We start from the raw sequence: 25,518 nt of genomic DNA, 5'->3' as shown, positions 1-25,518 counted from the left end.
CTGTTTTTGTGTGGGGGTCTGGTTTTTTTTAATACGCCCCTGCAATCCGGCGGGGGCCCCCCCCACCCCGCCGGGGGCCCCCCCCACTGGGGCGGGGGGGCGGCCCGCCACCGGCCCGCCCCGCTTCCGGAAGACTGCGCGCGGCGCACCGCGCGGACCCTGCGTGGTCAGTCGGCGGCGACGACGGTCGGCGTACCGGCCTCGACGCCCGCCTCCTGCATCTGCTCGGCGAGCTTGAGCGCCTCCTCGATCAGGGTCTCGACGATCTTCGACTCGGGGACGGTCTTGATGACCTCGCCCTTGACGAAGATCTGGCCCTTGCCGTTGCCGGAGGCGACGCCGAGGTCGGCCTCGCGGGCCTCGCCCGGGCCGTTCACGACGCAGCCCATGACGGCGACGCGCAGCGGCACCTCCATGCCCTCCAGGCCGGCGGTGACCTCCTCGGCCAGCTTGTAGACGTCGACCTGGGCGCGGCCGCAGGACGGGCAGGAGACGATCTCCAGGCCGCGCTGGCGCAGGCCGAGCGACTCCAGGATCTGGTTGCCGACCTTGATCTCCTCGGCCGGCGGGGCGGAGAGGGAGACCCGGATGGTGTCGCCGATACCCTCGGCGAGCAGCGCACCGAAGGCCACCGCGGACTTGATGGTGCCCTGGAAGGCCGGACCGGCCTCGGTGACGCCGAGGTGCAGCGGGTAGTCGCAGGCGGCGGCCAGCTGGCGGTAGGCGTTGATCATCACGACCGGGTCGTTGTGCTTGACCGAGATCTTGATGTCGCGGAAGTCGTGCTCCTCGAACAGCGAGCACTCCCAGAGCGCGGACTCGACCAGGGCCTCGGGGGTGGCACGGCCGTACTTCTCCAGCAGGCGCTTGTCGAGCGAGCCGGCGTTGACGCCGATCCGGATCGGCACGCCGGCGCCCCGGGCGGCCTTGGCGATCTCGCCGACCTTGTCGTCGAAGGCCTTGATGTTGCCCGGGTTGACGCGGACCGCGGCGCAGCCGGCGTCGATCGCGGCGAAGACGTACTTCGGCTGGAAGTGGATGTCGGCGATCACCGGGATGTGGGACTTCTTGGCGATGATCGGCAGCGCGTCGGCGTCGTCCTGGGTGGGGACGGCGACCCGGACGATCTGGCACCCGGACGCGGTGAGCTCGGCGATCTGCTGCAGCGTGGCGTTGATGTCCGCGGTCACGGTGGTGGTCATCGACTGCACCGAGACGGGAGCGTCACCGCCGACCGGTACGTTGCCGACCATGATCTGCCGGGATACACGGCGCTTGGCGAGCGGCTTGAGCGGCAGGGACGGAATACCGAGCGAGATCGCGGTCATGTGCGCAGGGTTCCCCGGGGTTGAGGTGTGGTCGACCGCCTGGCCAGTGGGACGGCCGAGGCCGGGCGCGCCTAGATCGCGCACCCGGCCTCCACGGTACGGCACGGCGCCGGACCCCAGCACACCCGCCGTACCCGAACGCTCTAGCTGATCTTCACCGGGTTCACCAGGTCGGCGACCATCACCAGCAGGGTGAAACCGATGAAGACGCTGGCCACGACGTACGCCACCGGCATCAGCTTGGCGACGTCGAAGGGGCCGGGATCGGGCCGCTTGAACAGCTGAGCGAATCGGCGGCGGACCGATTCCCAGACCGCGCCCGCGATGTGGCCGCCGTCCAGCGGGAGCAGCGGCAGCATGTTGAACAGGAAGAGCGAGAGGTTGATCCCGGCCAGGAGGTTGACGAACATCGCCACCCGCTGGCTGGCGGGCAGGTCCATGCTCACCAGTTCACCGCTGACCCGGGCGGCGCCGACCATGCCGATCGGCGAGTCCGGGTCACGCGGGGAGTCCCCGACGACGGCGTTCCACAGACCGGGGATCTTGCCGGGCAGCGCGGCCAGCGACTTCACCCCGTTCTCGGCCATGCCGACCATCCGGTCCAGGGACTGCCCGAAGCTCTGCTGGACGACCCCCTGCTTGGGGGTGAAGCCGAGGAAGCCCGCCTGCACGGTCTGGCCCTTGAGCGGCACGCCGTTGCCGTCGTACTTCTGCACGTCGTTGACGGCGATGACGGGCTTGAGGACGAGTTGCTGCCCGCCCCGGTCGACCAGGATCTCGACCTGCTGGCCGGCCGACTTCCGGATGTCCGCCTGGAGCTGGTCGTAGTCGCGGATCCGGTCCCCGCCGAAGGAGAGGACCTTGTCCCCCTGCCGCAGCCCGACCTCGTTGGCGGGGGTCTTGGGCGCGTCCGCGGGGCACACGTCGGTCGGCGAGCCGGCCTTGACCACGCACTGGGCGACCGAGCCGATGGTCGGCACCGCCGTCGAGACGCCGAAGCCCATCATGACCGTCAGGAACAGCCCGAAGGCCAGGACCAGGTTCATGAACGGCCCGGCGAACATGACGATGACGCGCTTCCACGGCTTGCGGGTGTAGAACAGCCGGTGCTCGTCGCCCTCCTGGAGCTCCTCGTAGGAGGCTTCCCGGGCGTCCTCGATCATGGTGCGCCAGGGGGAACTGCTGCGCTTGGTGATCCGGCCGTCCGCACCCGGCGGGAACATCCCGATCATCCGGATGTAGCCGCCCAGCGGGATCGCCTTGAAGCCGTACTCGGTCTCGCCCTTCTTCCGCGACCAGACCGTCGGGCCGAAGCCGACCATGTACTGCGGCACCCGGATGCCGAACAGCTTGGCCGTCGAGAGGTGGCCGAGCTCGTGCCAGGCGATCGAGACGAGCAACCCGACCGCGAAGACCAGGATGCCGACCACCGTCAAAACCATTGCCACCGCTGGCCCTCCGTCATGCCGCTCTGCTCGTCGTCTTGTCTTACCGCAGTCACGCCCAGCCGGACACCCGGTACGGGTGCACCCGGCCGGAAACGGCCCACGCCGTCAACCCGCCGCCGTCAGCCCGCCGCCAGCTCGCGGGCCCGGGCGCGGGCCCAGTCCTCCGCGTGCAGGACGTCCTCGACCGTCAGGGAAGTTCCCGGCACGGGCGTGCCGTGCTCGGCGACGACCTTGGCAACAGTGTCCACGATTCCCGTGAAAGCGAGGCGCCCCTTCAGGAACGCCTCCACGCACTCCTCGTTGGCCGCGTTGAAGACCGCCGGCGCGGTACCGCCCAGGGTGCCCACCTCGCGGGCCAGCTCCACCGCCGGGAAGGCCTCGTCGTCCAGCGGGAAGAACTCCCAGGTCGCGGCCTTGGTCCAGTCGCAGCCGGGGGCGGCGTCCGGCACCCGCTCCGGCCAGCCCAGACCCAGCGCGATCGGCATCCGCATGTCCGGCGGGCTGGCCTGCGCCAGCGTCGAACCGTCGGTGAACTCCACCATCGAGTGCACCACCGACTGCGGATGGACCACGACCTCGATCCGGTCGAAGGGCACGTCGTACAGCAGGTGCGCCTCGATCACCTCCAGGCCCTTGTTCACCAGGGTCGCCGAGTTGATCGTGACCACCGGGCCCATCGCCCAGGTCGGGTGCGCCAGCGCGTCCTGCGGCGTCACCCCGGCCAGCTGCTCACGCGTCCGGTTGCGGAACGGACCGCCGCTGGCCGTCACCACCAGCTTGCGGACCTCGGCCCGGGTGCCCCCCGCCAGCGCCTGGAACAGCGCCGCGTGCTCGGAGTCCACCGGCACGATCTGCCCCGGCCGCGCCACCGCCTTCACCAGCGGGCCGCCGACGATCAGCGACTCCTTGTTGGCCAGCACCAGCACCCGGCCCGCCCTCAGCGCGGCCAGCGTCGGCCGCAGCCCGATCGACCCGGTGATGCCGTTCAGCACCGAGTGGCACTCCATCGCGGCCAGCTCGGTCGCCGCGTCCGGCCCCGCCAGCACCGTCGGCAGCGCAGCGCCCGCCGCCTTCGCCGCCAGCGCCGCGCGCAGCGCCGGCTCGGCCGCAGGGTCCGCCACCGCCACCGTGTGCACGCCCAGCCGCAGCGCCTGCTCGGCGAGCAGCTCCACCCGGCCGCCGGCCGCCGACAGGGCGACCACCCGGAACCGGTCCGGGTTGCGGAGCACCACGTCGATGGCCTGGGTGCCGATCGACCCGGTCGAACCGAGGATCACCAGCTCCCGGGGGCCGGAAGGGTCCTGCACGGTGGGCGTGAACCGCAGCTGCGGGTGGGCGAGCGAAGTCATGCGCCCATTGTGTCCTGCCCGGGGCCCCGCTCAGGACGCCTCCCGGCAGGACGCCGCCCCGCGCCCCGGGCTGCCGTCGGAGCCATGCGCACCGTCATCGCCGGGGGCCACGGGCAGATCGCGCCGAAGCTCGCACGGCTGCTCGCCGGCGACGCCACGGTCGAGGAGGCCGTCTCCGTCGCGGACGGAGAGCGCGGCTGGGCCGACCTGGCCCCGGAACGGGCGAAGGGCCCGGTCACCGGACCGGGCCCTTCACTCACGGGTTCGCTCAGAGGTCGAGGCCGCTGAGGACCAGGACCTTCTCGACCGTGTAGTCGTCCATCGCGTACCGGACGCCCTCACGGCCGACACCGGAGTCCTTGACGCCGCCGTACGGCATCTGGTCGGCGCGGTAGGACGGCGCGTCGCCGATGATCACACCGCCGACCTCCAGCTCCCGGTGGGCACGGAACGCGGTCTGCAGGTCGTGCGTGAACACGCCCGCCTGCAGGCCGAACGCCGAGTCGTTGACGGCCGCGAAGGCCTCGTCCACGCCGTCCACCCGGTGCAGCGACAGGACCGGGCCGAACACCTCGGCCTTGGCCAGGATCGCGTCCGCGGGCAGCTCCGCCAGCACGGTCGGCGCGTAGGTCGCACCCTCGCGGCCCCCGCCGGCGAGCACCTTGGCGCCCTTGGCGACCGCGTCGTCCACCCAGGACTCCACCCGCTTCGCGGCGTTCTCGTCCACCAGCGGGCCGACGTCCGTCGCGTCGTCGTTCGGGTCACCGGTGACCTGCGCCTTGACCTTGGCCACGACCTTCTCCACCAGCGCGTCGTACACCGACGCGTCGGCGATCACGCGCTGCACCGAGATGCAGGACTGGCCGCCCTGGTAGTTGGCGAACATCGCGATCCGGGTGGCCGCCCAGTCCAGGTCGGCCTCCGAGGACCAGTCGGCGAGCACCACGGCCGCGGCGTTGCCGCCCAGCTCCAGGGTGCAGTGCTTGCGCGGCACCGAGTCCATGATCTGGTAGCCGACCTTGTCCGAACCGGTGAACGAGATCACCGGCAGGCGCTCGTCCTGCACCAGCGCCGGCATCCGGTCGTTCGGCACCGTCAGGATGCTCCACGAACCGGCCGGCAGGTCGGTCTCGGCCAGGATCTCGCCCAGCACCATCGCCGACAGCGGCGTCGCCGGGGCCGGCTTCAGGATGATCGGGGCACCGACCGCGATCGCCGGGGCGACCTTGTGGGCGACCAGGTTCAGCGGGAAGTTGAACGGGGCGATCCCCAGCACCACACCGCGCGGGAAGCGGCGCACCACCGCGAAACGGCCCACGCCGCCCGGGTCGGTGTCCAGCCGCATCGTCTCGCCGTTGGTCCGGCGGGCCTCCTCGGCCGCCCAGCGGAAGACCGACACCGCGCGGCCGACCTCACCACGGGCCCACTTGATCGGCTTGCCGTTCTCCGCGGTGATCAGCTGGGCGAGCTCCTCGGTGCGCTCGGCCAGGCGCTTGGCCACGTGGTCCAGCGCGGCGGAGCGGACGTGCGCCGGGGTGGCGGCGAAGACCGGCAGCGCGGCGACGGCGGCGTCCAGCGCCTCCTCGACCTGGGCCTCGGTCGGGATGCTCACCTTGCCGACCAGACGGCCGTCCCAGCTGTTGTGCACCTCGAAGTCGGCGTCGCCGCTCGCCCGTCGGCCGGCCAGCCAGAAATCGTACGTGGTGGTCACCGTGGTACCGGCCCTCTCCTCGTCGTCATCGGGCCCACGGGTGTGGGACCCGAACCCGAGGGTAGGTGGGGCGGCGCACCGACCGGATTGGCCGACTCGGAGCGTTCGCCCCCGACGCTGCTCCATCCCGTCCAGGGCCTCCCGGGCCGAGCCCGGACGGGGCCCTGCCCGGTACGGCTCGGTGCGGCCCGGGTGCGACCTACTCCTCGCCGGAGCGCAGCGCCAGCCACAGCTCCATCCGCACGTCGGTGTCGTCCAGCGAACGCCCCAGCAGCTCCTCGACCCGCCGCATCCGGTAGCGCAGCGTGTGCCGGTGCACCCCGAGATCGGCCGCCGCCGCGTCCCACTGCCCGTGCCGGGACAGCCACGCCCGCAGCGAGGCCACCAGATCGCCGCGGGCCGTCCGGTCGTGCTCGCGCAGCGGCCGCAGCAGCCCCTCGGCGAACGCCGTCACCGCGTCCTCGCCGAGCAGCGGCAGCAGCGACCCCGCGCCGACCTCCTCGTGGTCCACCGACCGCCGGCCACCGCGCAGCGCCACCGCCAGCGCCCGCTCGGCCTGCGCGTGCGCCGTCCCCGCGTCCTCCAGCGCGGCCGGCGCCGACACGCCCAGCGACAGGCCCTCGTGCTCCTCCACCACGCCCAGACAGGCCCGGTGCACCGCCCCGTTGTCCAGCGCCAGCACCATCAGCCGCGCCCCGTGCGCGCCGTCCTCCCGCGCCACCAGCAGCTTCTCGCCCACCCGGGCGCCCGCCTGCTCGGCCCGGTCCCCCAGCTCCCCGAGCGCCTCCGCGGCCTCCGCGTTCGGCCCGGCACCGGCCACCAGAACCCGTATCGTCCCCTCCGGCATACCGCCGAACAGCCCCAGCGCCACCTGGCGGGCCGTCGCCACCTCGCCCGCCAGCACCATCCGCAGCAGCGCCGCGCCCATCCGCTCCTCGGCCTGGCGCAACTCGCGCGAGCGCTCCAGCGTCAGGGTCAGCAGCGCCACCGCCGCGTTCAGCACGTACCGCTCGGTCGGGGTGATCCGGTCCTCGGTGCCCACCGCCAGGAAGCCCCGGGCCCGCCGGTCCGCCCCCAGCGACTGGACCACCACGTAGTCCTCGTCCGCCGTGTCGATCCCCGGCGCCCGCCCCTGCAACGCGGCGCTCGACGGCGCCGGACGCCGGCGCAGCCGGTCCACCTCCGCCGCCAGCCGCCCCGCCCGGCGCGCCGCCCAGTCCGGCGCCACCACCGACAGCGCCCCCGACCCGTCGTACAGCGCCGCCCAGCCGCCCAGCCGGGCCGCCAGCCGGCGCACCACCGCCGTCGTGCCGTCCTTGCCCAGCGCGGCCCGGGTCAGCTCCTCCTGCGCCTCGAAGGAGGTCGTCACCGCCTCGTACTGCTCCGCGGCCAGCGCCGCCGACACCACCTTGCTGATCGCGATGAACGGCGTCGGCTCCGGCACCCGCAGCAGCGGCAGCCCCCGCTGCGCGGCCGCGTCCACCAGCGGCTGCGGCACCTCCGTGTGCGACAGCCCCACCCCCAGGCCCAGCCCCACCACCCCGGCATCGGCCAGCCGGTGCACGTACGCCTGCAACTGGGCCGCCGTACGGCCCAGCTTGATCCCGGTGGTGAGCAGCAGCTCGCCACCCTCCAGGAACGGCGTCGGGTCGTCCAGCTCGCTGGTGTGCACCCAGCGGACCGGCCGCTCCAGGTGATCCGCGCCGGCGAGGACCGTCAGATGGAGCGAACTGTTACGGACAACGGAGGCGAGTGTGGGGGGCATGGCACCTTCGGGGGATCGACCTGACCGCGCCGTTGCGGCCGGGCGAGGAGAGGGCAATGGGACAAGTGAGAGTCTCTCCCCCTCATTATGGACGCTCCGGACAACCGGCACTGCCGAATCCACCGTGAAGGCGAGCTTCCGCCCCGCGCCCCGTCAGCCCCGAAGATCCACCAGCAACGGCGGCACCTGCTCCCCCGACACCGCGGTCAACGACACCACCGCATGCCCCGCCGGCAGCGCGTGCGCCAGATCCGACGGCGACCAACGCAGGCGCTCCACGTCCCGCGTCGTCACCGACTCCGTCTGCGCCGCCGTCCCCGACAACGCCCGCCGCCCCAACCGCCCGGCCCGCCGCACCACGCCACCCGAGGTGTCGGGCGTGTGGGTCACCGCGGTCTCCTGCACCAGGTGCGTCCCCCAGGCCTCCGAGAACAGCCGGCCGTCCCACGGCGCGATCCCCGGGAACGCCATCCGGCAGCCGACCGCGCCGAACAACGGCGCCCGCAGCGCCTCCGGCAGATCCACCAGCGTGCGCAGCAGCAGCACCGCGCCCGCGTTCACCCCCCGCATCCGCTGCACCCCGCGCACAGCGGTCGCGTCCAGCGCCGCCGACGCGTCGTCCACCACCAGGCCGGCGAACAGCGAACGGTCCGTACGGGCCCCCGCCGCCTGCACGAACTGACCCACCACCAACCGGGACAGCATCCGCGCGGCCTCCGGATGGCTGCGCTCCGGCAACTTCACCCGCACCCGCAACGGATGGTCCAGCACCCGCATCGCGAACGGGGGCCGCCCCGTGCCGTCCGTCGCGAAGGCGCCCTCGAAGGCCGGCCGGTCCAACAGCGCCAGCCGGTCCGCCAGCAGCGCCCCGGGATCGTCCGCCCGGCCGCGCTGACGCTCCCGGTGCTCCAGGTCCCGCTCGTACACGGCCAGCCGGCCCGCCACCCCGAGCGCCTTCACCAGAGCCGCCAACACGTCCGGCTCGCCGGCCAGCAGCGCCCGCAGCTCCCGCACCCCCGGATAGCGGGCGTACGCGGCGTGGAACGGGCCCACCACCTGCTGCAGCGCCGTCCGGGCGTTCTCCGCGCGCGCCGTCAACTCGTCCGGCAGCAGCGCCTCGGCCAGCCGGGCGGCCGCCTCGTCCGGATCCTGCGCCGCACCGTAGAGGTCCAGCCCGTACACCGACGCCGGATCACCGGGCGCGATCACCACGTCGTACCAGGCATCCGGGCCCAGATCCGCGTCCGCCGCCCCCACCACCACCACACACGCGGTACCGGCCAGCGCCTGCAGACACAACGCCTCCGCCACCGGCCGCGCCAGCCGCGCCGTCTTCCCCGTCCCCGCCGGACCCACCGCCAGCAGCGACGTGCCCAGCACCGCCGGATCCAGCGCGAACCCGGCCGCCCGATGGCTCAGCGGGTTCTTCGGCACGTCCTGGGCCGTCCCCAGGCAGACCTGGCCCAGCAGCAGATCGTGCCGCTCAGCCCGGTCCGCCAGCTCCCGCGACTCCGAAGGGTGCGCGAAGGCCGCCCCACCGCGCGCCACCACCTGCTCGACGAAGGCCGGCACGAACGCCGGATCCGCCTGCGCCGACTCCCACGCCCGCTGGATCCGCACGTAGTCGACGTCCCCGACCGCCTCCCGCTCCAGCCGCCCCGCCGCCTCGGCCGCCCCGCCCTGCCGCAGCCCGCCCCACGGGTCCAGCCGCCGCACCACCTGGGCCACCGCCACGCCCTCCTCGGCGGGCTGCTCCTGCGTCACCGCCCGCGACAGCAACGGCGACACGTACCGCCGCCACACCTCGGGCCAACGGCCCATCCGGCCGAAGAGCTTGATGACGAGCGCGGCCACCAGAAGGTTGACGGACACGCCGACCACGGTCACTTCGGTATCGGTGGGATTCTTCACCCAAACCGTCAGCACGATCAGGCGAAGCACCAACTGGGTCCCGTACAGGAACGCGAACCACCCCACCACCGCGTTGAGTCCCGCCCGCAGGAGCAGCGGCCAGGCCGCGACCTGAGCCGCCTCCGCCCGTTCCGGGTCGAGCGGGCGGTAGCCCAGCCGGTAGACGCCGGGTTCGGCTTCCGGGCGCGGGGCCGCGGCCCAGGTGGGGAGGTCGAAGGCGGGGGCCCCGTCGGTGCGGGTGCCGGGCCGTTGGCGGGGCATGGGGGCCGGGGGTCCGGTGGTGGTCCGATCGGTGTGGTGGTGTGCCCCGTCGTGCGCCATGTACGGCCCCGCTCCCTCGCCCGCCCGGCCCGATCGCCGTCGGTGCCGCCATACCCATGCCGCCGTACCGGCGACACGCCCGCGCTCAATGTAGTGGAGCGGGGCCTGCTGGCAGTCGCACCACCCGCGCTGGCCGTGCCGGACAAGTCGGACGGCTCAGTGCTACCGAGTGGCGCATGCCCGGCCGGGGAGGGCGGCCGTAGCCTGCGAAGCACCGAGCCGAGAAGTCTGGAGAACCCCATGAGCGCCGCAACGCCGCTCCCGCAGGAGCGCCGCCTGGTCACTGCGATCCCCGGTCCGAAGTCGCAGGAGCTGCAGGCCCGCAAGCTGGGTGCGGTGGCGGCCGGTGTCGGCACCACCCTGCCGGTGTACGTGTCCCGTGCCAACGGCGGCGTGCTGGAGGACGTGGACGGCAACTCGCTGATCGACTTCGGCTCCGGCATCGCCGTGACGAACGTCGGCAACAGCGCCGAGGCCGTGGTGGCGAAGGCGAGCGAGCAGCTGGCCGCCTTCACCCACACCTGTTTCATGGTGACCCCGTACGAGGGTTACGTGGCGGTCGCCGAGCAGCTGAACGAGCTGACCCCGGGTGACCACGACAAGCGCACCGCGCTGTTCAACTCGGGCGCCGAGGCGGTCGAGAACGCGGTGAAGGTGGCCCGCGCCTACACCAAGCGCACCGCCGTCGTGGTGTTCGACCACGGCTACCACGGCCGTACGAACCTGACCATGGGCCTGACGGCGAAGAACATGCCGTACAAGCAGGGCTTCGGCCCGTTCGCCCCGGAGATCTACCGGGTGCCGGTGGCCTACCCGTACCGCTGGCTGACGGGTGCGGAGAACTGCGCCGCCGAGGCCGCCGCGCAGGCGATCGAGATCATCAACAAGCAGATCGGCGCCGAGAACGTCGCCGCGATCATCATCGAGCCGATCCAGGGCGAGGGCGGCTTCATCGAGCCGGCCAAGGGCTTCCTGCCGGCGATCGTGGAGTACGCGAAGGCGAACGGCATCGTGTTCGTCGCGGACGAGATCCAGACCGGTTTCTGCCGTACCGGCCAGTGGTTCGCCTGTGAGGACGAGGGCATCGTCCCGGACCTGATCACCACCGCGAAGGGCATCGCCGGCGGTCTGCCGCTGGCGGCGGTGACCGGTCGCGCCGAGATCATGGACGCCGCGCACGCGGGCGGCCTGGGCGGCACCTACGGCGGCAACCCGGTGGCCTGTGCGGCCGCGCTGGGCGCCATCGAGACGATGAAGGAGCAGGACCTCAACGGCAAGGCGCAGCGGATCGGCGAGATCATGCTGGGCCGCCTGCGGGCGATGCAGGAGAAGTTCGACATCATCGGCGAGATCCGCGGCCGCGGCGCGATGATCGCCGTCGAGCTGGTGAAGCCGGGCGGCAAGGAGCCGAACGCGGAGGCCACCGCGGCCATCGCGAAGGCCTGCCACGCCGAGGGCCTGGTGGTGCTGACCGCCGGCACCTACGGCAACGTGCTGCGCTTCCTGCCGCCGCTGGTCATCGCGGAGCACCTCCTGGCCGAGGGCCTGGACATCCTGGAGGGCGCTTTCACCGCCGTCTGAGCGGTGTCGCCCGTCAGGTCGTGAACCCCCTCCGGAGGGTTGTCCGGACAGCGCTGAACGGCCCGTGGGGACCTCTGGTCCTCGCGGGCCGTTCGGTTGTCACCGGCCGGTCGGACGGGCCCGACGCCCGGTCGGGCCAGGTCGTCGGGGCTCCCGGAGGGCCGCCCGGGGCGGGGTGAAGATGATGTGGGGAATCGCTGAAGGCGCTCGGCGCGGAAGGGCTGTTGACGTAGTGTCATCACCGATGGACAGCGAGCCGCAGCCATGGGCGGAGCCGCTTGCGGGGTCGCCCCCGACGGCGGGTCCGCATGCGTGCCGCGAGGACAACCAGGCCGCCCCGGGAGGGGTGGCGCCCACCGAAGACCGATCGACCGACCGTCCGACCCACACCCCCCGGGGCGCACGGAACGGCGATCATCAGAGCCGCCCCGGAGCTCTCCCCCCTGCTCCGGGGCGGCTGTCCGGCGTTCCGGGCCGGGTGGCCCGTTCGGTGGCCGTGCCGCTGACGGCGGTGGCCGTCCTGCTGCTGGTGTCGTGGCAGGTGGCGGCGGACGGCCCGCTGCTCGGATGGGACCGCGCGGTCCGCGGAGCCGTCCGGAGCGCCCACCGGGACCACCCCAGCGCGCTGCTGGACCAGCTGGGCCAGGTCCTGTCCGACCTGGGCGACAGCGTGCCCGCGATCCCGGTGCTGCTGGCGGCCGGCGTGCTGGCCGCGTGGCGGTGGCGCCGGACGGGGGCGGCGGGGCGCTGGTGGCTGCCGCTGCCGGTGGCGGCGCTGACCGCCGGACTGATCCCGCTGCTGGTGGTGCCGGCCAAGGCGGCGTTCGCCCGGCCGGGCCCGCTCGGTGATCCGCTGACGCCGGGGCAGTGGGGCTGGTACCCGTCCGGGCACACCGCCACCGCGTCGCTCTCGTACGGGGTGGCGGCGCTGCTGCTGGTGCGGGTGGCGGGACCGTGGGCGGCGCGCCTGCTGACGGCGGGCGCGGTGCTGCTGGCGGTGGGCGTCGGCGCGGGGCTGGTGTGGAGCGACTTCCACTGGCTGCTGGACGTGGTGGCCAGCTGGTGCCTGGCCGCCCTGGTGCTGTGGGGGCTGGCCCGGTGGCTGCCCCGGCCGGGCGGCGGGGGCGGCGGCGGTCAGGCCTCGGGGTCGTCGTTGCGGTGAACGAGGCCGGTCTCGCCGTTGTCGCGGTGCCATTCGATGACGAGTTCGTCGCGGGCGCCGAAGCGGACGAGGTGGCGGCCGACGACGTCCTCCAGGCCGGGCAGGTTCTCCCGCTCGCCCTCGACGGTGAGCAGCAGCGCGTCGGGCTGGGCTTCCAGGGTGGCGGTGCCGGCGCCGAAGACCAGGGTGCCGCGGCCGGTCTCCTCGGAGAAGGTGGCCTCGATCTTGCGGCCCATGTGGGCGGCGAGCTGCTTGGCGTAGCGGGTGGGGCGGTCGGTGGTGACGCGGGCTTCGGAGCGGGGCACGGGCCCTCCAGGATCCTGGGAGGGAACTTAGGGTCCCCTCAGTTGGGGCTACGCTAACCCAGGTACTGAGCCAAGCTCAACATTTTTCTCCGGGTGCCGTCCGCTGTCGGCCGCCGGCCCCGGACCGGCCGATACCCTGGGGCGGACGCCTGCCGAGGAGACCGCCGATGACCACCACGCCGACCGACCCGGCGGACCCCTCCCCCGGCCCGCCCGGCGCCCCTGCCGAGGAGACCGCCTCGGACACCACGGCCTCGGACGCGGCCTCGGACACCGCCGCCTCGGACGCGGCCTCGGACACCGCCGCCGAGCTGGCCGACACGATGACCAGGGCGATCAAGCGGATCCGTCGGCAGACCGGGTGGCGGCTGGAGCCGTACGGCATCACCCCCGGCCAGGCCCGGGCGCTGAACACCCTGGCCCACGCGCCCGGCTGCGAGCTGCCGGACCGCGCGATGCGGCTGAGCGACCTCGCCGAGCGACTGCACATCGCCCCGCGCTCGGCGACCACCGTGGTCGACGCACTGGAGGAGGCCGGCCTGGTCGAGCGCAGGCCCGATCCGGCCGACCGGCGGGCGGTCCGGATCCTGCTGACCGAGGCGGGCCGCGCAGCGGTGGAACGGATCGGGCAGGTCCGGCACGAGGTGGCCCAGGAGTACTTCGGCGAGGTCGGTCCCGACGAACAGGAAGTGCTGCTGCGAGTGCTGCGCGCCGCCGAGGCCCGCTTCCTCGCAGCCGGTCCACCACCGCGGACGGCGCCCCCGGGCACAGCACGGTGACGCGGGAGCGGTCGGCTGCGCTGGGCGGCCCGCCGCGTTAGACCCCGTCCCGGCCCGTCCCGGCCTGCCCTGCCCCTAGGTGGCGAGGCCGATCACCAGCCACATGAACCCCACCCCGGCGACGGTGCAGAGCAGGGTGCTGCGGGAGGGGTGCGGGCTGTGGGCCTCCGGGAGGATGTCGGAGGTCGCCAGGTAGAGCAGGAACCCGGAGAAGAAGCCGAGGTAGAGGCCGAGCAGGTGCTCGGGGATGGTGAAGGCCAGGGTGATCGCGGCGCCGGACACCGGGGCCAGCGCGTCCGCCGCGAGCAGCGTCAGCGCCCGCCGCCGGTTGTTCCCGTAGAGCCGGGTGATCGTGTACGTGTTGAAGCCGTCGGCGAAGTCGTGGGCGACGACGGCGATGGCGACGACCGTTCCGACCGTGGTGCCGGCCTGGAAGGCGGCACCGATCGCGAAGCCGTCCATCACGCTGTGCCCGACCAGGGCCAGCGCGGCGGTCAGGCCGACGCCCTGGCGCCCGGCGTGGTGGGCGTGCGCGTGCTGGTGGCCGTGGGTGTGCTCGGCGTACTCGCTCTCGTGACCGCGGTGGATGGCGACCGCGCGCTCGACCACGTGGATGGTGAGGAAGCCGACCGCGAACATCAGCAGCGCCTGCGGCACGCCGTGCACCTCGTCCGGTGCCTGGCGCATGGCCTCGGGCAGCAGGTCGAAGGCGACCACGCCGAGCATGAGGCCGGCGGCGAAGCCGAGCACGAGGTGGCGGCGGTCGCCGGTTCGCTGGGCGACGAAGCCGCCGATCAGGGTCATCAGGAACGCCCCGGCGGCGACCAGGACGGCGGTCACCGGGCCGCCTCCGGGTGGGTCGATCCGCTGTGCGGGCGCCGGCGGGTGCCGCCGTGTGGTCTGCCGGGCGCTCTGCCCATTCCTCTCCCCCTGGGGTCCGCCCGTGGCCGGGCCGACCGCCGACCGTATCGGACGACCGTTCGACGGTGATCGCCCGGGGTGCCGCTGCTCCGCCGGTGCCCGTTCCCCAGCCTCGGGTCGGGTACGGGGGCGCGCCCGCCGGGCGGTCCGTCGGGGTGAGCTGCGAAGACGGGGACGGGGACGAGGGTGGGGGCGGGGACCGGAGGTGGGGTCAGCGGCCTGCGGCGAGGGGCAGGCCGAGGTGGGTGCGGGCGAGTTCGCTCACGCCGTCGCCGTCGACCAGGTGGATGTGGCGGTGGCTCTCCTCGCCCGTGAGGTCGAGGGCCTCGTCGGCGAAGCGGCCGGTGGTCAGCCGCAGGCCGCGCTCGGCGGACTCCTCGTGAACGGCCTCGGCCAGGGTGACGATCTCCTCCGCGCTGACCGGCGCGGCGCCCCGGGAGGCCCAGACCACCCAGCGGCCGGGCAGCGCACTGCCCGGGGCCCCCTCGCCGGTGGCGACCAGTCCGGCCGGGCCGCGCAGCCGCACGCTCCACTCGGCGAGCCCGCCGCGGGTGAGCAGGTCGCGCACCAGCTGGGCGAACTCGTTCGCGGACAGGTCGGGTGCGGCCGGTACGGCAGCACCCGCCTGCGCGGCGGGCTGCACGCCCACGTGGCCGTACGGGTCCGGGGTGACGGCGGCGCCGAGCTGGCGCAGCCGGACGAGCGCCTCGTCCTGCTCGGCGTCGGCGTAGACGCCTTCGTCGTCGCGCTCCTCGTACGGGGTGGCGGGCGGCAGCAGCCGGGTGCGGGCCAGTGCGTCGCGGTCGGCGTCCACGCTGACCAAGCACAGCGGCTCGGCGGTGCCGGGCTCGCGCAGCCAGCCGTTGAGCACGACGCCCGCGAGTATCTCGTCGGTGTCGACGGCGTCGGCGGCCTGGAGGGCGCGCAGGGCGAGCCGGGCGACCAGGCGCAGATAGTCGGTGGCCCGGTCCGCCGGCGGGCGCGGGACCGGGACGATGTCGCCGTCCGGGGCGAGCCGGTAGCCGGTGAGCGAGGGCACCAGGTCGAGCGGCGGCAGGTCGAGGTCCAGCACGGCGGTACGGGTGAGCGGGCGGAAGACCGCCCGGCAGGGGGCGGGCAGGTCCTGGGTGGCGGTCTCGGCCGCGGCGAGCGCCCGCTCCAGCAGTGACTCCACGGCGGCCGGCTCGGACAGCCGGTAGGCCCGTCGGCACTCCTCCAGGCTCTCGTTGTACTCGCGCACGGCGCGGGCCCGGGCCTCCTCGGCCGCCTCGTGGACGCGCCGGGACTCGTCTGCGGCCGGGTTGTCGGCCTCGGCCCGGCGGGTGCGCCACTCGCGCAGGGAACGCTGGTGGGCCAGCCGGGCCTGGGCGAGTTCGCGCTGGTAACCGGAGTCGAGCAGGCGACGGGCCGGGGCGCCGTCGGGGTCGGCGGTGGCCGGCCCGGCGGGCGCGAAGTCCGCCCAGCGGGGCTCGGCCTCGCTGCCGGTCTCCGGCCCGTCGGCCGGGTAGGGGCGGGGCTCGTAGTGGCGCAGCTGGCTCTCGAAGTCCATGGCCGAGACGGGCAGTGCGGCCCGCCGGAGCAGGTCGGCCAGCCGGTCGTGCTCGGCCTGGACCGTGAGCGTGCGGTGGTGGGTCAGGGCGGCGGCCCGGCCGTGGGCGGCGATGGACTCCTCGGGCTCGGCCGGGCCGTCGCCGGACGCACCGTCGCCGGACGCACCATCGCCGGACCCGCCGTCACCGGGCATGCCGTCACCGGGCGTACCGGGGGCGGCCGGGCCGGGGTCGGCGGCGTCCGGGTCCAGGCCCTGGCCCTGTCCCTGGTCGGTGTTGAACTCTCTGAAGACCGAGGCGAGGAAGCCCGGCCGGGGGAACTGGACGGTGGCGGTGCCGTCGGGCTGGCCGTCTGCTGAGTGCTGCATCGGTCGTCGTTCCCCCATGCTCGTCCGGCGCCTGCCCGGGGCGGCCGGCGACCCTGCGGCCCGCCCCTGCCGGACATTGTCCACCGAACGGGCGGCAGTGGTCAGCCCAGCCTCTCAGTTGGTCCGGGTGTTGGTCAGGTGCAGGCCGATGTAGCCGACATAGATCCGGCCACTGCCCGAGCAGTCGTCCAGGTAGTGCAGCCGGGGCGCGGTACGGCCGCCGCCGATCCGCAGGTGTGCGCCCATGAAGGCGCGCCGGGAGGCGTCCACGCTCTCCGGGACGGGCAGCATCCGTTCGCGCTTCCACTTGGTGTGGCTGAACACCGTCCGGGACTCCCCGCGCACCGCCTTGCGGGGCGGGAAGTGGTGGCAGCCCTCCGGGGTGTGCTCGCACCACTGCTTGAAGTCGCCGCCGGCCGCGCCGCGGACCGCCGCCTCGGCGTACTCCTGAAGGGCGGTCAGCCCGTCCCAGGCGAGCCGGGCCCAGCCCGCGCCGGAGCAGCGGAGCCCGTCCAGGGCGAGCGCGTTCTTCTGGTCACCGGTGAAGGTCAGCAGCGTGAACTCGTCGATCCTGGCCATGAGTTCGGTGAAGGTCTCCGGTTTTCCGGGCCGGGCGGACGGCTTGGCGGTGAAGTGCCCGGCGGTGCCCTGGAGGATGCAGTGGCGCCCGGTGAGGGCGCGGGAGCCGGCCCGTACGTGGCCGTCCCGGCCGTCGTGACGCTCGCGGAGCTCCGGACGGTCGCGGCCCTCATGACCCTCGCGGCCGTCCTGCTTGTCCCGGCTGTCCCGACTCACCCGGTTGTCCCGGCGCTCGTGCCGCAGGGTGCGCCGGACCCGCTCCAGCTCGTCGGCCCTGGCCTGCTGCTCGGCGCGGTCCTGCTGTTCCTCCCGGACGAGCGCGGCCAGCTCGGCGCGGGCGGCGGCCGGGTCTCCGGCCGGGCTGACGGCCGCGCGGGGCGGCGCCGGGGCGACCCGCAGCACCGGGACGGCCGCCAGCGTGGGCGGCAGCGGCAGGTCGGCGGCGAGCCGGCGCGGCTCGCGGGCGAGCAGCCCGGCCGCGCGGCGGAGGTCCTGCTCTATTCGCCCCCGGGCGAGCACCGGGTGCCGGGCGCCGTCGCACCGGGAGGCGGGGTCGACCTCGGGCAGGTAGGTACGCACCGCTCCGCCGTAGACGCTGTGGTACTCCAGCGCGACGTTGAACCCGGTCCGGGCGCCCGGGTCCAGGACGTAGGCGGTGGCCAGGCCGGGCAGCTGGTGGCAGAGCGGGCGGACGACGTCCTCGACCCAGCGGTCGAGCGGGAGGTTCACCGGGACGCTGGCGACCACGACGGGCAGCCTGCGCTCCGGGTCGCAGAGCTCGTCGATCAGGCCGTCGACCTCGCCGGCGGTGATCACCCGGGGGGCCGGGTGGACGGCGGCCGGGCCGTCGGTGGCGTCGAGCAGCGGCAGGAGGGTGCGGGCGAGTTCGGGCACCGGCACCCGGCAAGGGGTCCGCACGCCGTTGCCGGTGCTGTGCGTCTCGGCCTCCAGTCGGACCCAGGTGGGGCCGTCGGCCGCGGTGGCCACGGTCAGGGTGAGCTGCTGGGTGCCGTGCGGGGTCGGGGTGCGCAGGCGCCGGCGGTCGTAGCGGCCGGCGGCCGGGCCGCCGCGCAGCGGGCCCTGGTCGCGGTCGAGCAGGACGCGGTCGCCCAGGCGCAGTCGCTCGGCGGCGGGGGCCGATCGGGACTGCGTCGGTCCGGACGTCGTCAGCCCAGGGGGCGTCAGTTCGGGCGGTTTCGGTCGGGTTGGAGGCGTCCCCGTCGAGGCCGGTCCGGCCGGGGGCGGCCCGGTGAGGGCACGGGGAGCCGGCGGAGGCTCCTCGCAGCCTTCCTGTTTCAGCCAGGCGGCGAGCTGCTCGTCGGCCAGGGCGACGGCCTCGCGGTGCGGGAGGGTGGTGGTGACGGTCATCCGGTAGGGCGTCGCGGGGCCGGTCAGGTCGGCGCCGGCGGGCGACGAAAAGCGGTCTGAGGTCATGCGCATACCTCCGTGGTGCGGGGTGGGGTCTGGTGTCCTCCATCGATGGGTTATTCGTCCGGTTCGGCCGGATCCTTGCCCAGGAAACGCCACGGCCCGGAGCGGAAGTTCCAACTCCGGGCCACGTCAATACGTTCGGGTGAATCTGCTCAAGCCGTGCACCGCGTGGCGCGGCTCCCGGGCCCGCCCCTCGTCGCCGGACGGCGGACGGCGGGCGGCGGGCGACGGGGCACGGGTGACAGCGCCGGAGCAGCCCTGGTCAGACCTCAGCAGGTCAGGCCTCGGCGGGCCGGGCGCCGCTGCGACTCCACGCGGGCTCCGCGACCGGCACCGCCAACGGGCAACCGACCGGGGCGGCGTAGCTCGCGATCAGCACCACGGGCTCGTCCCCGAGGTTGCGCCCCACGTGGACGTGGACCGGTCCGGCCTCCTCGACCAGCGAGTCCCCGGCCCGGCTGACCTCGACCCGGCCGTCGTGCAGGGTCCGGGTCAGCGTCCCGGACAGCACCACCACGTCCACCCGGCCCGGGTGGTAGTGCCAGCCGGTGCTGGCCCCCGGCGGCAGGGTGACGGTCTGGACGACGGGCATCTCGGGGCGGCTTCCTGCTCGACGACCGGACCAGGCTAGGCACGCCCCGCAAGGCTCCGAAACGGATCGGCCGCGATCTGGCCGAATAGGTGGCCGAAAGCGCCGCCGCCCGCCTGCTCCGGCATCAGACCGGCACCTCGACGTACGTCCGGCCGGCCGGGACCGCGACGGCGGTACCGCCGGTCGCCTCGGCCAGCCAGGCGTGGAAGGCCGACACCTCCGGCTGCGGCACGCCCACCTCGATCCGCACCCCGGCCGGCTCGTAGGCCAGATCGCTCACCGTGTAGCCAGCCGCCCGCAGGTCGTTCTCCACCCGCCCGGCGCGCACGTGGTCGGCCGTCACCGCGAGCAGGGCCACCGGCCGCCGCTCCAGCAGACCGATCTCGTCCACCGCCTCGGACACCGCGTTCCCGTACGCCCGCACCAGGCCGCCCGCGCCGAGCTTGATGCCGCCGAAGTACCTGGTCACCACGGCGGCGGTGTCGGTCAGGCCGCGCCGGCGCAGCACCTCCAGCATCGGCACCCCAGCGGTGCCGCCGGGCTCGCCGTCGTCGCTGGAGCGTTCGCGGCGCTGCTCATCGCCGACCACGAAGGCGGTGCAGTTGTGCCGCGCGTCCCAGTACTGCTTGCGGATGCCGGCGATGAAGGCCTGCGCCTCCTCCTCGTCGGCGACCCGGGCGAGGTGGCAGATGAACCGGGACTTCTTGATCTCGGTCTCGTGGCTGCCGGCCCGCCGGATGGTGAGGTACGGCCTGGCGGTCGGTTCCGGCGTGGCGGACATGACGCGGTGGTTCTCCCGGAAACGGCGACGGCTGGCGGCGCACACCCCGGGCGTCCCGGGGCGGCACCGCCAGCCTAGGCCCTGGCCGGGCTTCGTCGGCCGGTCGCGGGGTCAGCGCCCGGCCAGGGCGTCCAGCCGGGCGCGGTCCAGGCCGGTCAGCGCGGTGACCTCGGCCGGGTCGACGGCGCCGCAGTCCAGGCCGCGCAGCAGGTAGCCGCTGAGCGCCCGGGCGGTGGCAGGCTCGTCCATCACGTCGCCACCCGCCTTGGCGACGTACGCGGCCAGCCGGGCTGCGGCGGCCGCCAGGCCCTCGCGGTAGAAGGAGTACACCGCGACGTAGCGGGTCGGCAGGTGCGCCGGGTGCATGTCCCAGCCCTGGTAGTAGGCGCGGGCCAGCGAGCGGCGGACCAGGTCGTGATGCAGCTTCCAGGCGGCGTGCACCTGTTCGGTGGAACCGGTCGGGATGACGTTGGTCGAGCCGTCGGAGAGCCGGACGCCGGTGCCGGCTGCGGCCACCTGCATGACCGCCTTCGCGTGGTCGGCGACCGGGTGGTCCATGCTCTGGTGGGCCGCGCTGACGCCGCAGGAGGCGCTGTAGTCGAAGGTGCCGTAGTGCAGCCCGGTGGCGCGGCCTTCGGCGGCCTCGATCATCCGGGCCACGGTGGCCCGGCCGTCCGGGCCGAGGATGGCCTGCGTGGTCTCGATCTGGATCTCGAAGCCGATCCGGCCGGCGGGCAGCCCGGCGCGGCGCTCGAAGTCCTCCAGCAGCCGGACCAGCGCGGTGACCTGCTCGGCGTAGGTCACCTTGGGCAGGGTGAGGACCAGGCCGTCCGGCAGGCCGCCGCCGGCCAGCAGGGTGGCCAGGAACAGTTCCAGGGTGCGGATGCCGCGGTCGCGGACGGCCGCCTCCATGCACTTGATCCGGATGCCGAGGTACGGCGGCGCGACACCCTCGGCCACGGCGGCGGCGACCAGTTCGGCGGCGCGGACGGCGGCGGCGTCCTCCTCGGCGTCCGGGCGGGGTCCGTAGCCGTCCTCGAAGTCGATCCGCAGGTCCTCGACCGGCTCGCGCTCCAGCTTGGCGCGGACCCGGGCGTGCACGTCGGCGAGCAGCTCGTCGTCGGCCAAGCCGAGGGCGCGGGCCAGCTCGGCGGGGGTGCCGGCGTGGGTGTCGAAGGCCTCCAGAGCCTGGCGGCCCCACTCCCGTACGGTGTCGGCGGCGAAGGCGTCGGCCGGGACGTAGACGGTGTGCACCGGCTGCCTGGTACCGGTGTCGCCGGGGTAGCGGCGCGCCAGGTCGGCGTCGACCGGGGCGAGCAGTGCCTCCACGGCGGCGCGGGCGGCGGCGGAGAAGGAGGCCCCGCCCGTCGGTCCGTTACCGTCGACCTCGACCTGCGACATCCGCACTCCTCCACGCCGGACCAGCACTTCAACAATTTGTTGAGGTGAAGGTAGCTCCGGCCGGATCGGGCGTCAATGGCCGACCGAGCGGTGGACGGAGGAGCGTTCGACGGAGGAACGTTCGACGGGGCGTCCGGCCGAGGCGGCCCTGGTCAGTCCCTCCCGGCGGCGGCGTAGCGGTCGCGCAGCTGCGGGTAGAGCTCGGCGACGTCCTTGGGGTGGACCGAGCCGTCCGGACGGTTGCCGGTGACGCCGTACTGCTTGGTCAGCCACTCCGCGAGGCGCTGCGGGTCGGGCTGGTGCTCGTGGTTGTCCATGTAGCTGACCAGCGCGTCATAGGCCAGGTCCGGATCCAGCCGGGACGGGGCCGAGCGCGGCGCGGACTCCTCGTCGTGGACGGGGGGCTGCTCGGCCGCAACGAACTGCTCGCCGTGGACGGGCTGCCCAGCCGGAGCGGGCTGCCCAGCCGGAAGGGGCTGCCCCGGGTGACGGGGCTGCGGCTCGGCGGCGAACCCCGCCTCCTGGGCGACCTGGGCCTGGGGCTGCTGCGGGAGGACCGGCTCCTCGGCGACCGGACGCGGGGGCTTGAACCACGGCGAGGCCTGGCCGGGCACCCGCCCGCCGGGGGCGGCGTCGGACGGGTGGCCCGTGGTGCGCACCGGGCGCTCGGTCCACACGTTCAGCTCCTCGCGGTGCGGCTGCGGGGCCTCCTCCGCCACGCCGTTCGGCTCCTGCGCGGCACGCAGCCGGACGGCTGCCAGCTTCGCCAACATCGGCGCTGCCACCTCGGCGGACATCGGCGCGACGGCGACCGGAGCCGGGGCCGCGGCCGGTTCGGGCTGGGGCTGGGGCTGGGGCTGGGGCTGGACGTGGGTCTGAGCCTGGGCCTGGGATTGGGGCTGGACCTGCGGTATCTGCTGCGCCTGCCGGGCCGGCTCCGGGCGGGCCGAAGCGGGGGCGGCGGCGACGGGAGCCGCGGGGGCGGCGGCCTCGGCCGGGGCGATGGCCGTGGCGGCGCGGCCGTCCTGCCGCTGGAGCTCCAGTGCCTCCTTCTCCGCCAGAGCCTCCCGGGCCTCGCGCTCGCGCGCCTCCTCGTCCAGACGGTCGAACAGCGCCGGGTCCAGCGGCACCCCGTACTTGGCCAGCTTGAGCGGCAGCAGAGCCTGGATCGGCGCCGAGCGGCGCCAGCCGCGGCCGTACCGGAAACGCAGCTGCGCCCGGTAGACCAGGCGGTTCTGCTCCAGCCGGACGACCTCGTCGTAGGAACGCAGCTCCCACAGCTTCATCCGGCGCCAGAGCTTGAAGGTCGGCACCGGGGAGAGCAGCCAGCGCATCATCCGGACCGAGTCCATGTGCCGGTCGACCGTGATCGCCGCGATCCGGCCGACCGCGTGCCGGGAGGCCTCGACCACGACCACGAAGAGCACCGGGATGACGGCGTGCATCCCCATGCCGAGCGGATCGCCCCAGGAGGCGGCCGCGTTGAAGGCGATGGTGGCGACGGTCAGCACCCAGGCGGTCTGCCGCAGCATCGGGAAGGGAATCCGCAGCCAGGTCAGTACCAGGTCGAGCGAGAGGAGCACGACGATGCCGGCGTCGACGCCGATCGGGAAGGCGTAGGAGAAGGCCCCGAAGCCCTTCTCCTGGGCCAGTTCGCGCACCGCGTTGTACGAGCCCGCGAAGCCGATGCCCGAGATGATGCAGGCGCCGGCCGCGACCAGGCCGAGCAGGCCCCGATGGGCCTTGGTGAGCGTTGGGCGTGCCATTACGTCTATCAACCCCTGGATGTCGGCTGCTGCCGTACGCTGCCTCGGCTGCCGGTTCCCGCTTGTCGGGGCGCCGGACGGCTGAGCGACCTCCGGGCTCGGCCCACCGGAGTTTACTCGTACACCTGTTTCAGCGTTTCCGCAGCCTGGCGTGTCACCGTCCGGGGCTGACGACCCGCCCGCCGTGGACCGGGCGGATCGTCAGCCCTTCGGCCCGGCCGTTCCGTTGAGGTAGGTCAGCACCGCGAGCACCCGGCGGTTGGCGTCCTCGGCGGGGGCCAGTTCGAGCTTGGTGAAGATGTTGGCGATGTGCTTGGCCACCGCACCGTCGCTGACCGCCAGGCGGGCGGCGATCGCCGAGTTGGAGCAGCCCTCGGCCATCAGCTCCAGCACCTCGCGCTCGCGCGGGGACAGCCGCAGCAACGGGCCGGGCCGACGCGAGGTGATCTGCATCAGCTTCGCGATCACGTCCGGGTCCATCGCCGTTCCGCCGGCCGCCACCCGGCGGACTGCGTCGATGAACTGGTCGGCGTTGAACACCCGGTCCTTCAGCAGGTATCCGATCCCGCCGGTGCCGTCGGCCAGCAGCTCGCGCGCGTACAGCTGCTGAACGTGCTGCGACAGCACCAGCACCGGCAAGCCCTGGATCTCCTTGCGAGCCTTCAGCGCCGCCTGCAGCCCCTCGTCGGTGAGCGTCGGGGGCAGCCGGACGTCGACCACGGCCACGTCCGGCCGGTGGGTCAGCAACGCCTCCAGCAGTTCGGGGCCCGTCTCCACGGCCGCGGCGATGGTGAAACCGTGCGCCTCCAGCAGTCGGATCAGGCCTTCGCGAAGGAGGTAGAGGTCCTCGGCGAGGACAACTCGCACGGCAGCTCCAAGGTGATGGTGGTCGGACCGCCCGACGTGCTGTCGATGGCGAGGACACCGTCGAAGGTACCCAATCGCCGCTCGATCCCGCGCAGGCCGGTGCCCCGGGACGGATCCGCCACGCCCACCCCGTCGTCCGTCACCGTGATCCGCAGGAGCCCGGCCCGGTACAGGATGTCCACCCACACCTGCTCCGCCCCGGAGTGCTTGGCCGCATTGGCCAGCAGCTCGCAGATGCTGAAGTAGGCCGCCGCCTCCACCGGCGCCGGCGGACGGTCCGGCAGGCTCACGCACACCTCGGTCGGCAGGGCGCTGTCCAGCGCCAAGGCGCGCACGGCGTCGCCCAGTCCACGCTCGGCGAGCACCGGCGGGTGAATGCCGCGGACCAGGTCCCGCAGCTCCTGGAGCGCCCGGGCCGAGGACTGCCGCGCCTCGGAGAGCAGTTCCCGGGCGGCCGCCTGGTCGGTGTCCATCAGGTGCTCGATCGTGCCCAGCGTCATCCCTATCGCGACCAGTCGCGCCTGCGCGCCGTCGTGCAGGTCCCGCTCGATCCGCCGCAGCTCCGCCGCCTGGTCGCCGACCGCGTCCGCCCTGGTCTCGGTCAGCTCGGCCACCCGCCTGGTCAGCTGGGCGTGCGTCGCCCGGCCGTCCTGGTCCAGCACCCGGCGGGCCGCCTCGGAGTACCCGCGCACCGCGTACGGCGCCACGAGCACCCCGACCGCCACCATGCCGAGCCCGAGCACGGCGCTCAGCAGGACCGACACCAGGCGTGCGGGCACCGGCCCGAACCCGTCCACAGACAGCGGCGTCAGGATGCAGGCCACGCCCAGCACCATCAGGACGGCCACCGGGCCCGCCAGCGCCACCACCAGGGCGGGGCTGATGGCCAGCCAGGCCACCTCCGATCGGGTCGTCCGGTCCCGGGCGCCCCAGTGCAGCAGTTGCGCGTACTTCGCGACCATCCGGGAGCGGTGGTACGAGTAGCCCGTCCACCAGTGCCCGCGTTCGTCCAGCTCCAACGCGGGCCGTGGCTGGTACACGGCCGGCAGGCGGATGCCGTACCAGCGCTCCAGCTGCTGGCGCGTCCGGCTCGCCGTGCGGCGCACGAACAGAGCCGCCACCAGGGCGCCGGCGACGGCCGCCACCGCGAGGCCGAACAGGACCACCGGGTAGTAGGAATCCTGGAAGACCGAGGCCGTGACCCCACCCGCCGCCATCGCCGCCCCCACCGGCAGCACCAGCCCCGGCACCGCGCCCACCACCAGGAGAGCCAGCCGCGCCAGCCCCTGGCCGCCCGACGCGACGGCCGCCTCGGTCTGCGCGCGCACCGTCGCGCCGCTCGTTCGACTCGCTGTTGCCACGGAAGCTCCTGATGCCGGTCTCGATCGTCCTCCACAAGTGTTCACGAACGACCCGCTCCAGGCACTGGCCATGCCACCCCAATTGCGAGGTGGTCCTAGCACCACCTGCGGGTGGACATAGCCCGAGCGAATTGTTGAGATTGTCTGGAAATGCAGAGAACCCCCATCCGGTTTCCCGGATGGGGGTTCTCTGTGAATGATTGTTCGGCGGCGTCCTACTCTCCCACAGGGTCCCCCCTGC

20 protein-coding genes are annotated in these 25,518 nt (G+C 74.0%); 4 read left to right on the top strand and 16 right to left on the bottom strand.

Features of this window, described 5'->3' with window-relative positions; translation table 11 throughout:
• Nucleotides 1-167: 167 nt before the first annotated feature.
• The 3 genes from ispG to dxr all read right to left on the bottom strand — a co-directional run bounded on the left by ispG (nt 168) and on the right by dxr (nt 4,125).
• Nucleotides 168-1,328, bottom strand: a complete 1,161-nt coding sequence (gene ispG, locus ACFVHI_RS32420; protein WP_063347631.1) for a flavodoxin-dependent (E)-4-hydroxy-3-methylbut-2-enyl-diphosphate synthase — start codon at nt 1,326-1,328, stop codon at nt 168-170.
• A gap of 143 nt (nt 1,329-1,471) precedes the next feature.
• Nucleotides 1,472-2,776 carry an RIP metalloprotease gene (locus ACFVHI_RS32415; RefSeq protein WP_107452864.1) on the bottom strand — a complete coding sequence of 435 codons (1,305 nt, stop codon included), beginning with the start codon at nt 2,774-2,776 and terminating at the stop codon, nt 1,472-1,474.
• 119 nt (nt 2,777-2,895) lie between these two features.
• Nucleotides 2,896-4,125, bottom strand: coding sequence for a 1-deoxy-D-xylulose-5-phosphate reductoisomerase (gene dxr / locus ACFVHI_RS32410; protein WP_063347633.1), 1,230 nt, complete (start codon nt 4,123-4,125; stop codon nt 2,896-2,898).
• 84 nt (nt 4,126-4,209) lie between these two features.
• On the opposite strand from dxr, the gene ACFVHI_RS32405 reads away from it, so the two are divergent.
• Nucleotides 4,210-4,413 carry a hypothetical protein gene (locus tag ACFVHI_RS32405; RefSeq protein WP_380345345.1) on the top strand — a complete coding sequence of 68 codons (204 nt, stop codon included), beginning with the start codon at nt 4,210-4,212 and terminating at the stop codon, nt 4,411-4,413.
• Here ACFVHI_RS32405 and ACFVHI_RS32400 read toward each other — a convergent pair.
• The 3 genes from ACFVHI_RS32400 to ACFVHI_RS32390 all read right to left on the bottom strand — a co-directional run bounded on the left by ACFVHI_RS32400 (nt 4,394) and on the right by ACFVHI_RS32390 (nt 9,833).
• Complete coding sequence (locus tag ACFVHI_RS32400) at nt 4,394-5,836, bottom strand: aldehyde dehydrogenase family protein (protein WP_063347635.1); 1,443 nt, start codon at nt 5,834-5,836, stop codon at nt 4,394-4,396. The two genes, ACFVHI_RS32405 and ACFVHI_RS32400, sit on opposite strands and share 20 nt — an antisense overlap.
• 199 nt (nt 5,837-6,035) lie before the next feature.
• Nucleotides 6,036-7,601 carry a PucR family transcriptional regulator gene (locus tag ACFVHI_RS32395; protein WP_063347636.1) on the bottom strand — a complete coding sequence of 522 codons (1,566 nt, stop codon included), beginning with the start codon at nt 7,599-7,601 and terminating at the stop codon, nt 6,036-6,038.
• 153 nt (nt 7,602-7,754) lie between these two features.
• Nucleotides 7,755-9,833 carry an ATP-binding protein gene (locus ACFVHI_RS32390; RefSeq protein ID WP_380345343.1) on the bottom strand — a complete coding sequence of 693 codons (2,079 nt, stop codon included), beginning with the start codon at nt 9,831-9,833 and terminating at the stop codon, nt 7,755-7,757.
• 240 nt (nt 9,834-10,073) lie between these two features.
• Here ACFVHI_RS32390 and gabT point away from each other — a divergent pair, with 240 nt between their 5' ends.
• Together gabT and ACFVHI_RS32380 are read left to right on the top strand one after the other, a co-directional pair.
• Nucleotides 10,074-11,414, top strand: coding sequence for a 4-aminobutyrate--2-oxoglutarate transaminase (gabT, locus tag ACFVHI_RS32385; protein WP_380345341.1), 1,341 nt, complete (start codon nt 10,074-10,076; stop codon nt 11,412-11,414).
• A 490-nt stretch (nt 11,415-11,904) separates the two neighbouring features.
• Nucleotides 11,905-12,576: a phosphatase PAP2 family protein gene (locus ACFVHI_RS32380; protein ID WP_380345339.1), complete on the top strand. Its 672-nt coding sequence runs from the start codon at nt 11,905-11,907 to the stop codon at nt 12,574-12,576.
• Here ACFVHI_RS32380 and ACFVHI_RS32375 read toward each other — a convergent pair.
• Complete coding sequence (locus ACFVHI_RS32375; RefSeq protein ID WP_380345337.1) at nt 12,549-12,881, bottom strand: DUF2218 domain-containing protein; 333 nt, start codon at nt 12,879-12,881, stop codon at nt 12,549-12,551. The two genes, ACFVHI_RS32380 and ACFVHI_RS32375, sit on opposite strands and share 28 nt — an antisense overlap.
• Nucleotides 12,882-13,048: 167 nt before the next feature.
• On the opposite strand from ACFVHI_RS32375, the gene ACFVHI_RS32370 reads away from it, so the two are divergent.
• The gene (locus tag ACFVHI_RS32370; protein WP_380345335.1) at nt 13,049-13,660 is read left to right on the top strand and encodes a MarR family winged helix-turn-helix transcriptional regulator; all 612 of its coding nucleotides are present in this window, start codon (nt 13,049-13,051) and stop codon (nt 13,658-13,660) included.
• Nucleotides 13,661-13,735: 75 nt separating this feature from the next.
• On the opposite strand, the gene ACFVHI_RS32365 is transcribed toward ACFVHI_RS32370, so the two are convergent.
• The 9 genes from ACFVHI_RS32365 to ACFVHI_RS32325 form a co-directional block, all read right to left on the bottom strand.
• On the bottom strand, nt 13,736-14,464 hold the full coding sequence (locus ACFVHI_RS32365) for a ZIP family metal transporter (RefSeq protein ID WP_063351112.1): 729 nt from the start codon (nt 14,462-14,464) through the stop codon (nt 13,736-13,738).
• 328 nt (nt 14,465-14,792) lie between these two features.
• Nucleotides 14,793-16,499 carry a restriction endonuclease gene (locus ACFVHI_RS32360; RefSeq protein WP_380345333.1) on the bottom strand — a complete coding sequence of 569 codons (1,707 nt, stop codon included), beginning with the start codon at nt 16,497-16,499 and terminating at the stop codon, nt 14,793-14,795.
• Between the two features lie 114 nt (nt 16,500-16,613).
• Nucleotides 16,614-18,512, bottom strand: coding sequence for a hypothetical protein (locus ACFVHI_RS32355; protein WP_380345331.1), 1,899 nt, complete (start codon nt 18,510-18,512; stop codon nt 16,614-16,616).
• A gap of 274 nt (nt 18,513-18,786) precedes the next feature.
• Nucleotides 18,787-19,101, bottom strand: a complete 315-nt coding sequence (locus tag ACFVHI_RS32350) for a cupin domain-containing protein (RefSeq protein ID WP_380345330.1) — start codon at nt 19,099-19,101, stop codon at nt 18,787-18,789.
• 124 nt (nt 19,102-19,225) lie between these two features.
• Nucleotides 19,226-19,882 (bottom strand): YigZ family protein, encoded by a 657-nt coding sequence (locus ACFVHI_RS32345; protein WP_063347643.1) that lies wholly within the window; start codon nt 19,880-19,882, stop codon nt 19,226-19,228.
• A gap of 111 nt (nt 19,883-19,993) precedes the next feature.
• On the bottom strand, nt 19,994-21,283 hold the full coding sequence (locus ACFVHI_RS32340; protein ID WP_380345327.1) for a DUF6986 family protein: 1,290 nt from the start codon (nt 21,281-21,283) through the stop codon (nt 19,994-19,996).
• Between the two features lie 152 nt (nt 21,284-21,435).
• Nucleotides 21,436-23,049 (bottom strand): DUF2637 domain-containing protein, encoded by a 1,614-nt coding sequence (locus ACFVHI_RS32335; RefSeq protein ID WP_380345325.1) that lies wholly within the window; start codon nt 23,047-23,049, stop codon nt 21,436-21,438.
• Between the two features lie 201 nt (nt 23,050-23,250).
• Complete coding sequence (locus tag ACFVHI_RS32330; protein ID WP_063347646.1) at nt 23,251-23,916, bottom strand: response regulator transcription factor; 666 nt, start codon at nt 23,914-23,916, stop codon at nt 23,251-23,253.
• Nucleotides 23,868-25,277 carry a sensor histidine kinase gene (locus tag ACFVHI_RS32325; protein ID WP_380345323.1) on the bottom strand — a complete coding sequence of 470 codons (1,410 nt, stop codon included), beginning with the start codon at nt 25,275-25,277 and terminating at the stop codon, nt 23,868-23,870. The genes ACFVHI_RS32330 and ACFVHI_RS32325 overlap by 49 nt, the downstream gene beginning before the upstream one ends.
• Nucleotides 25,278-25,518: the final 241 nt, after the last annotated feature.

The sequence above is a fragment of the Kitasatospora sp. NPDC127121 genome (genome assembly GCF_042677305.1).
Taxonomy (GTDB): domain Bacteria; phylum Actinomycetota; class Actinomycetes; order Streptomycetales; family Streptomycetaceae; genus Kitasatospora.
The sequence above is the reverse complement of the archived record's forward strand: the minus strand, read 5'-3'. Positions and strand labels throughout refer to the sequence as shown.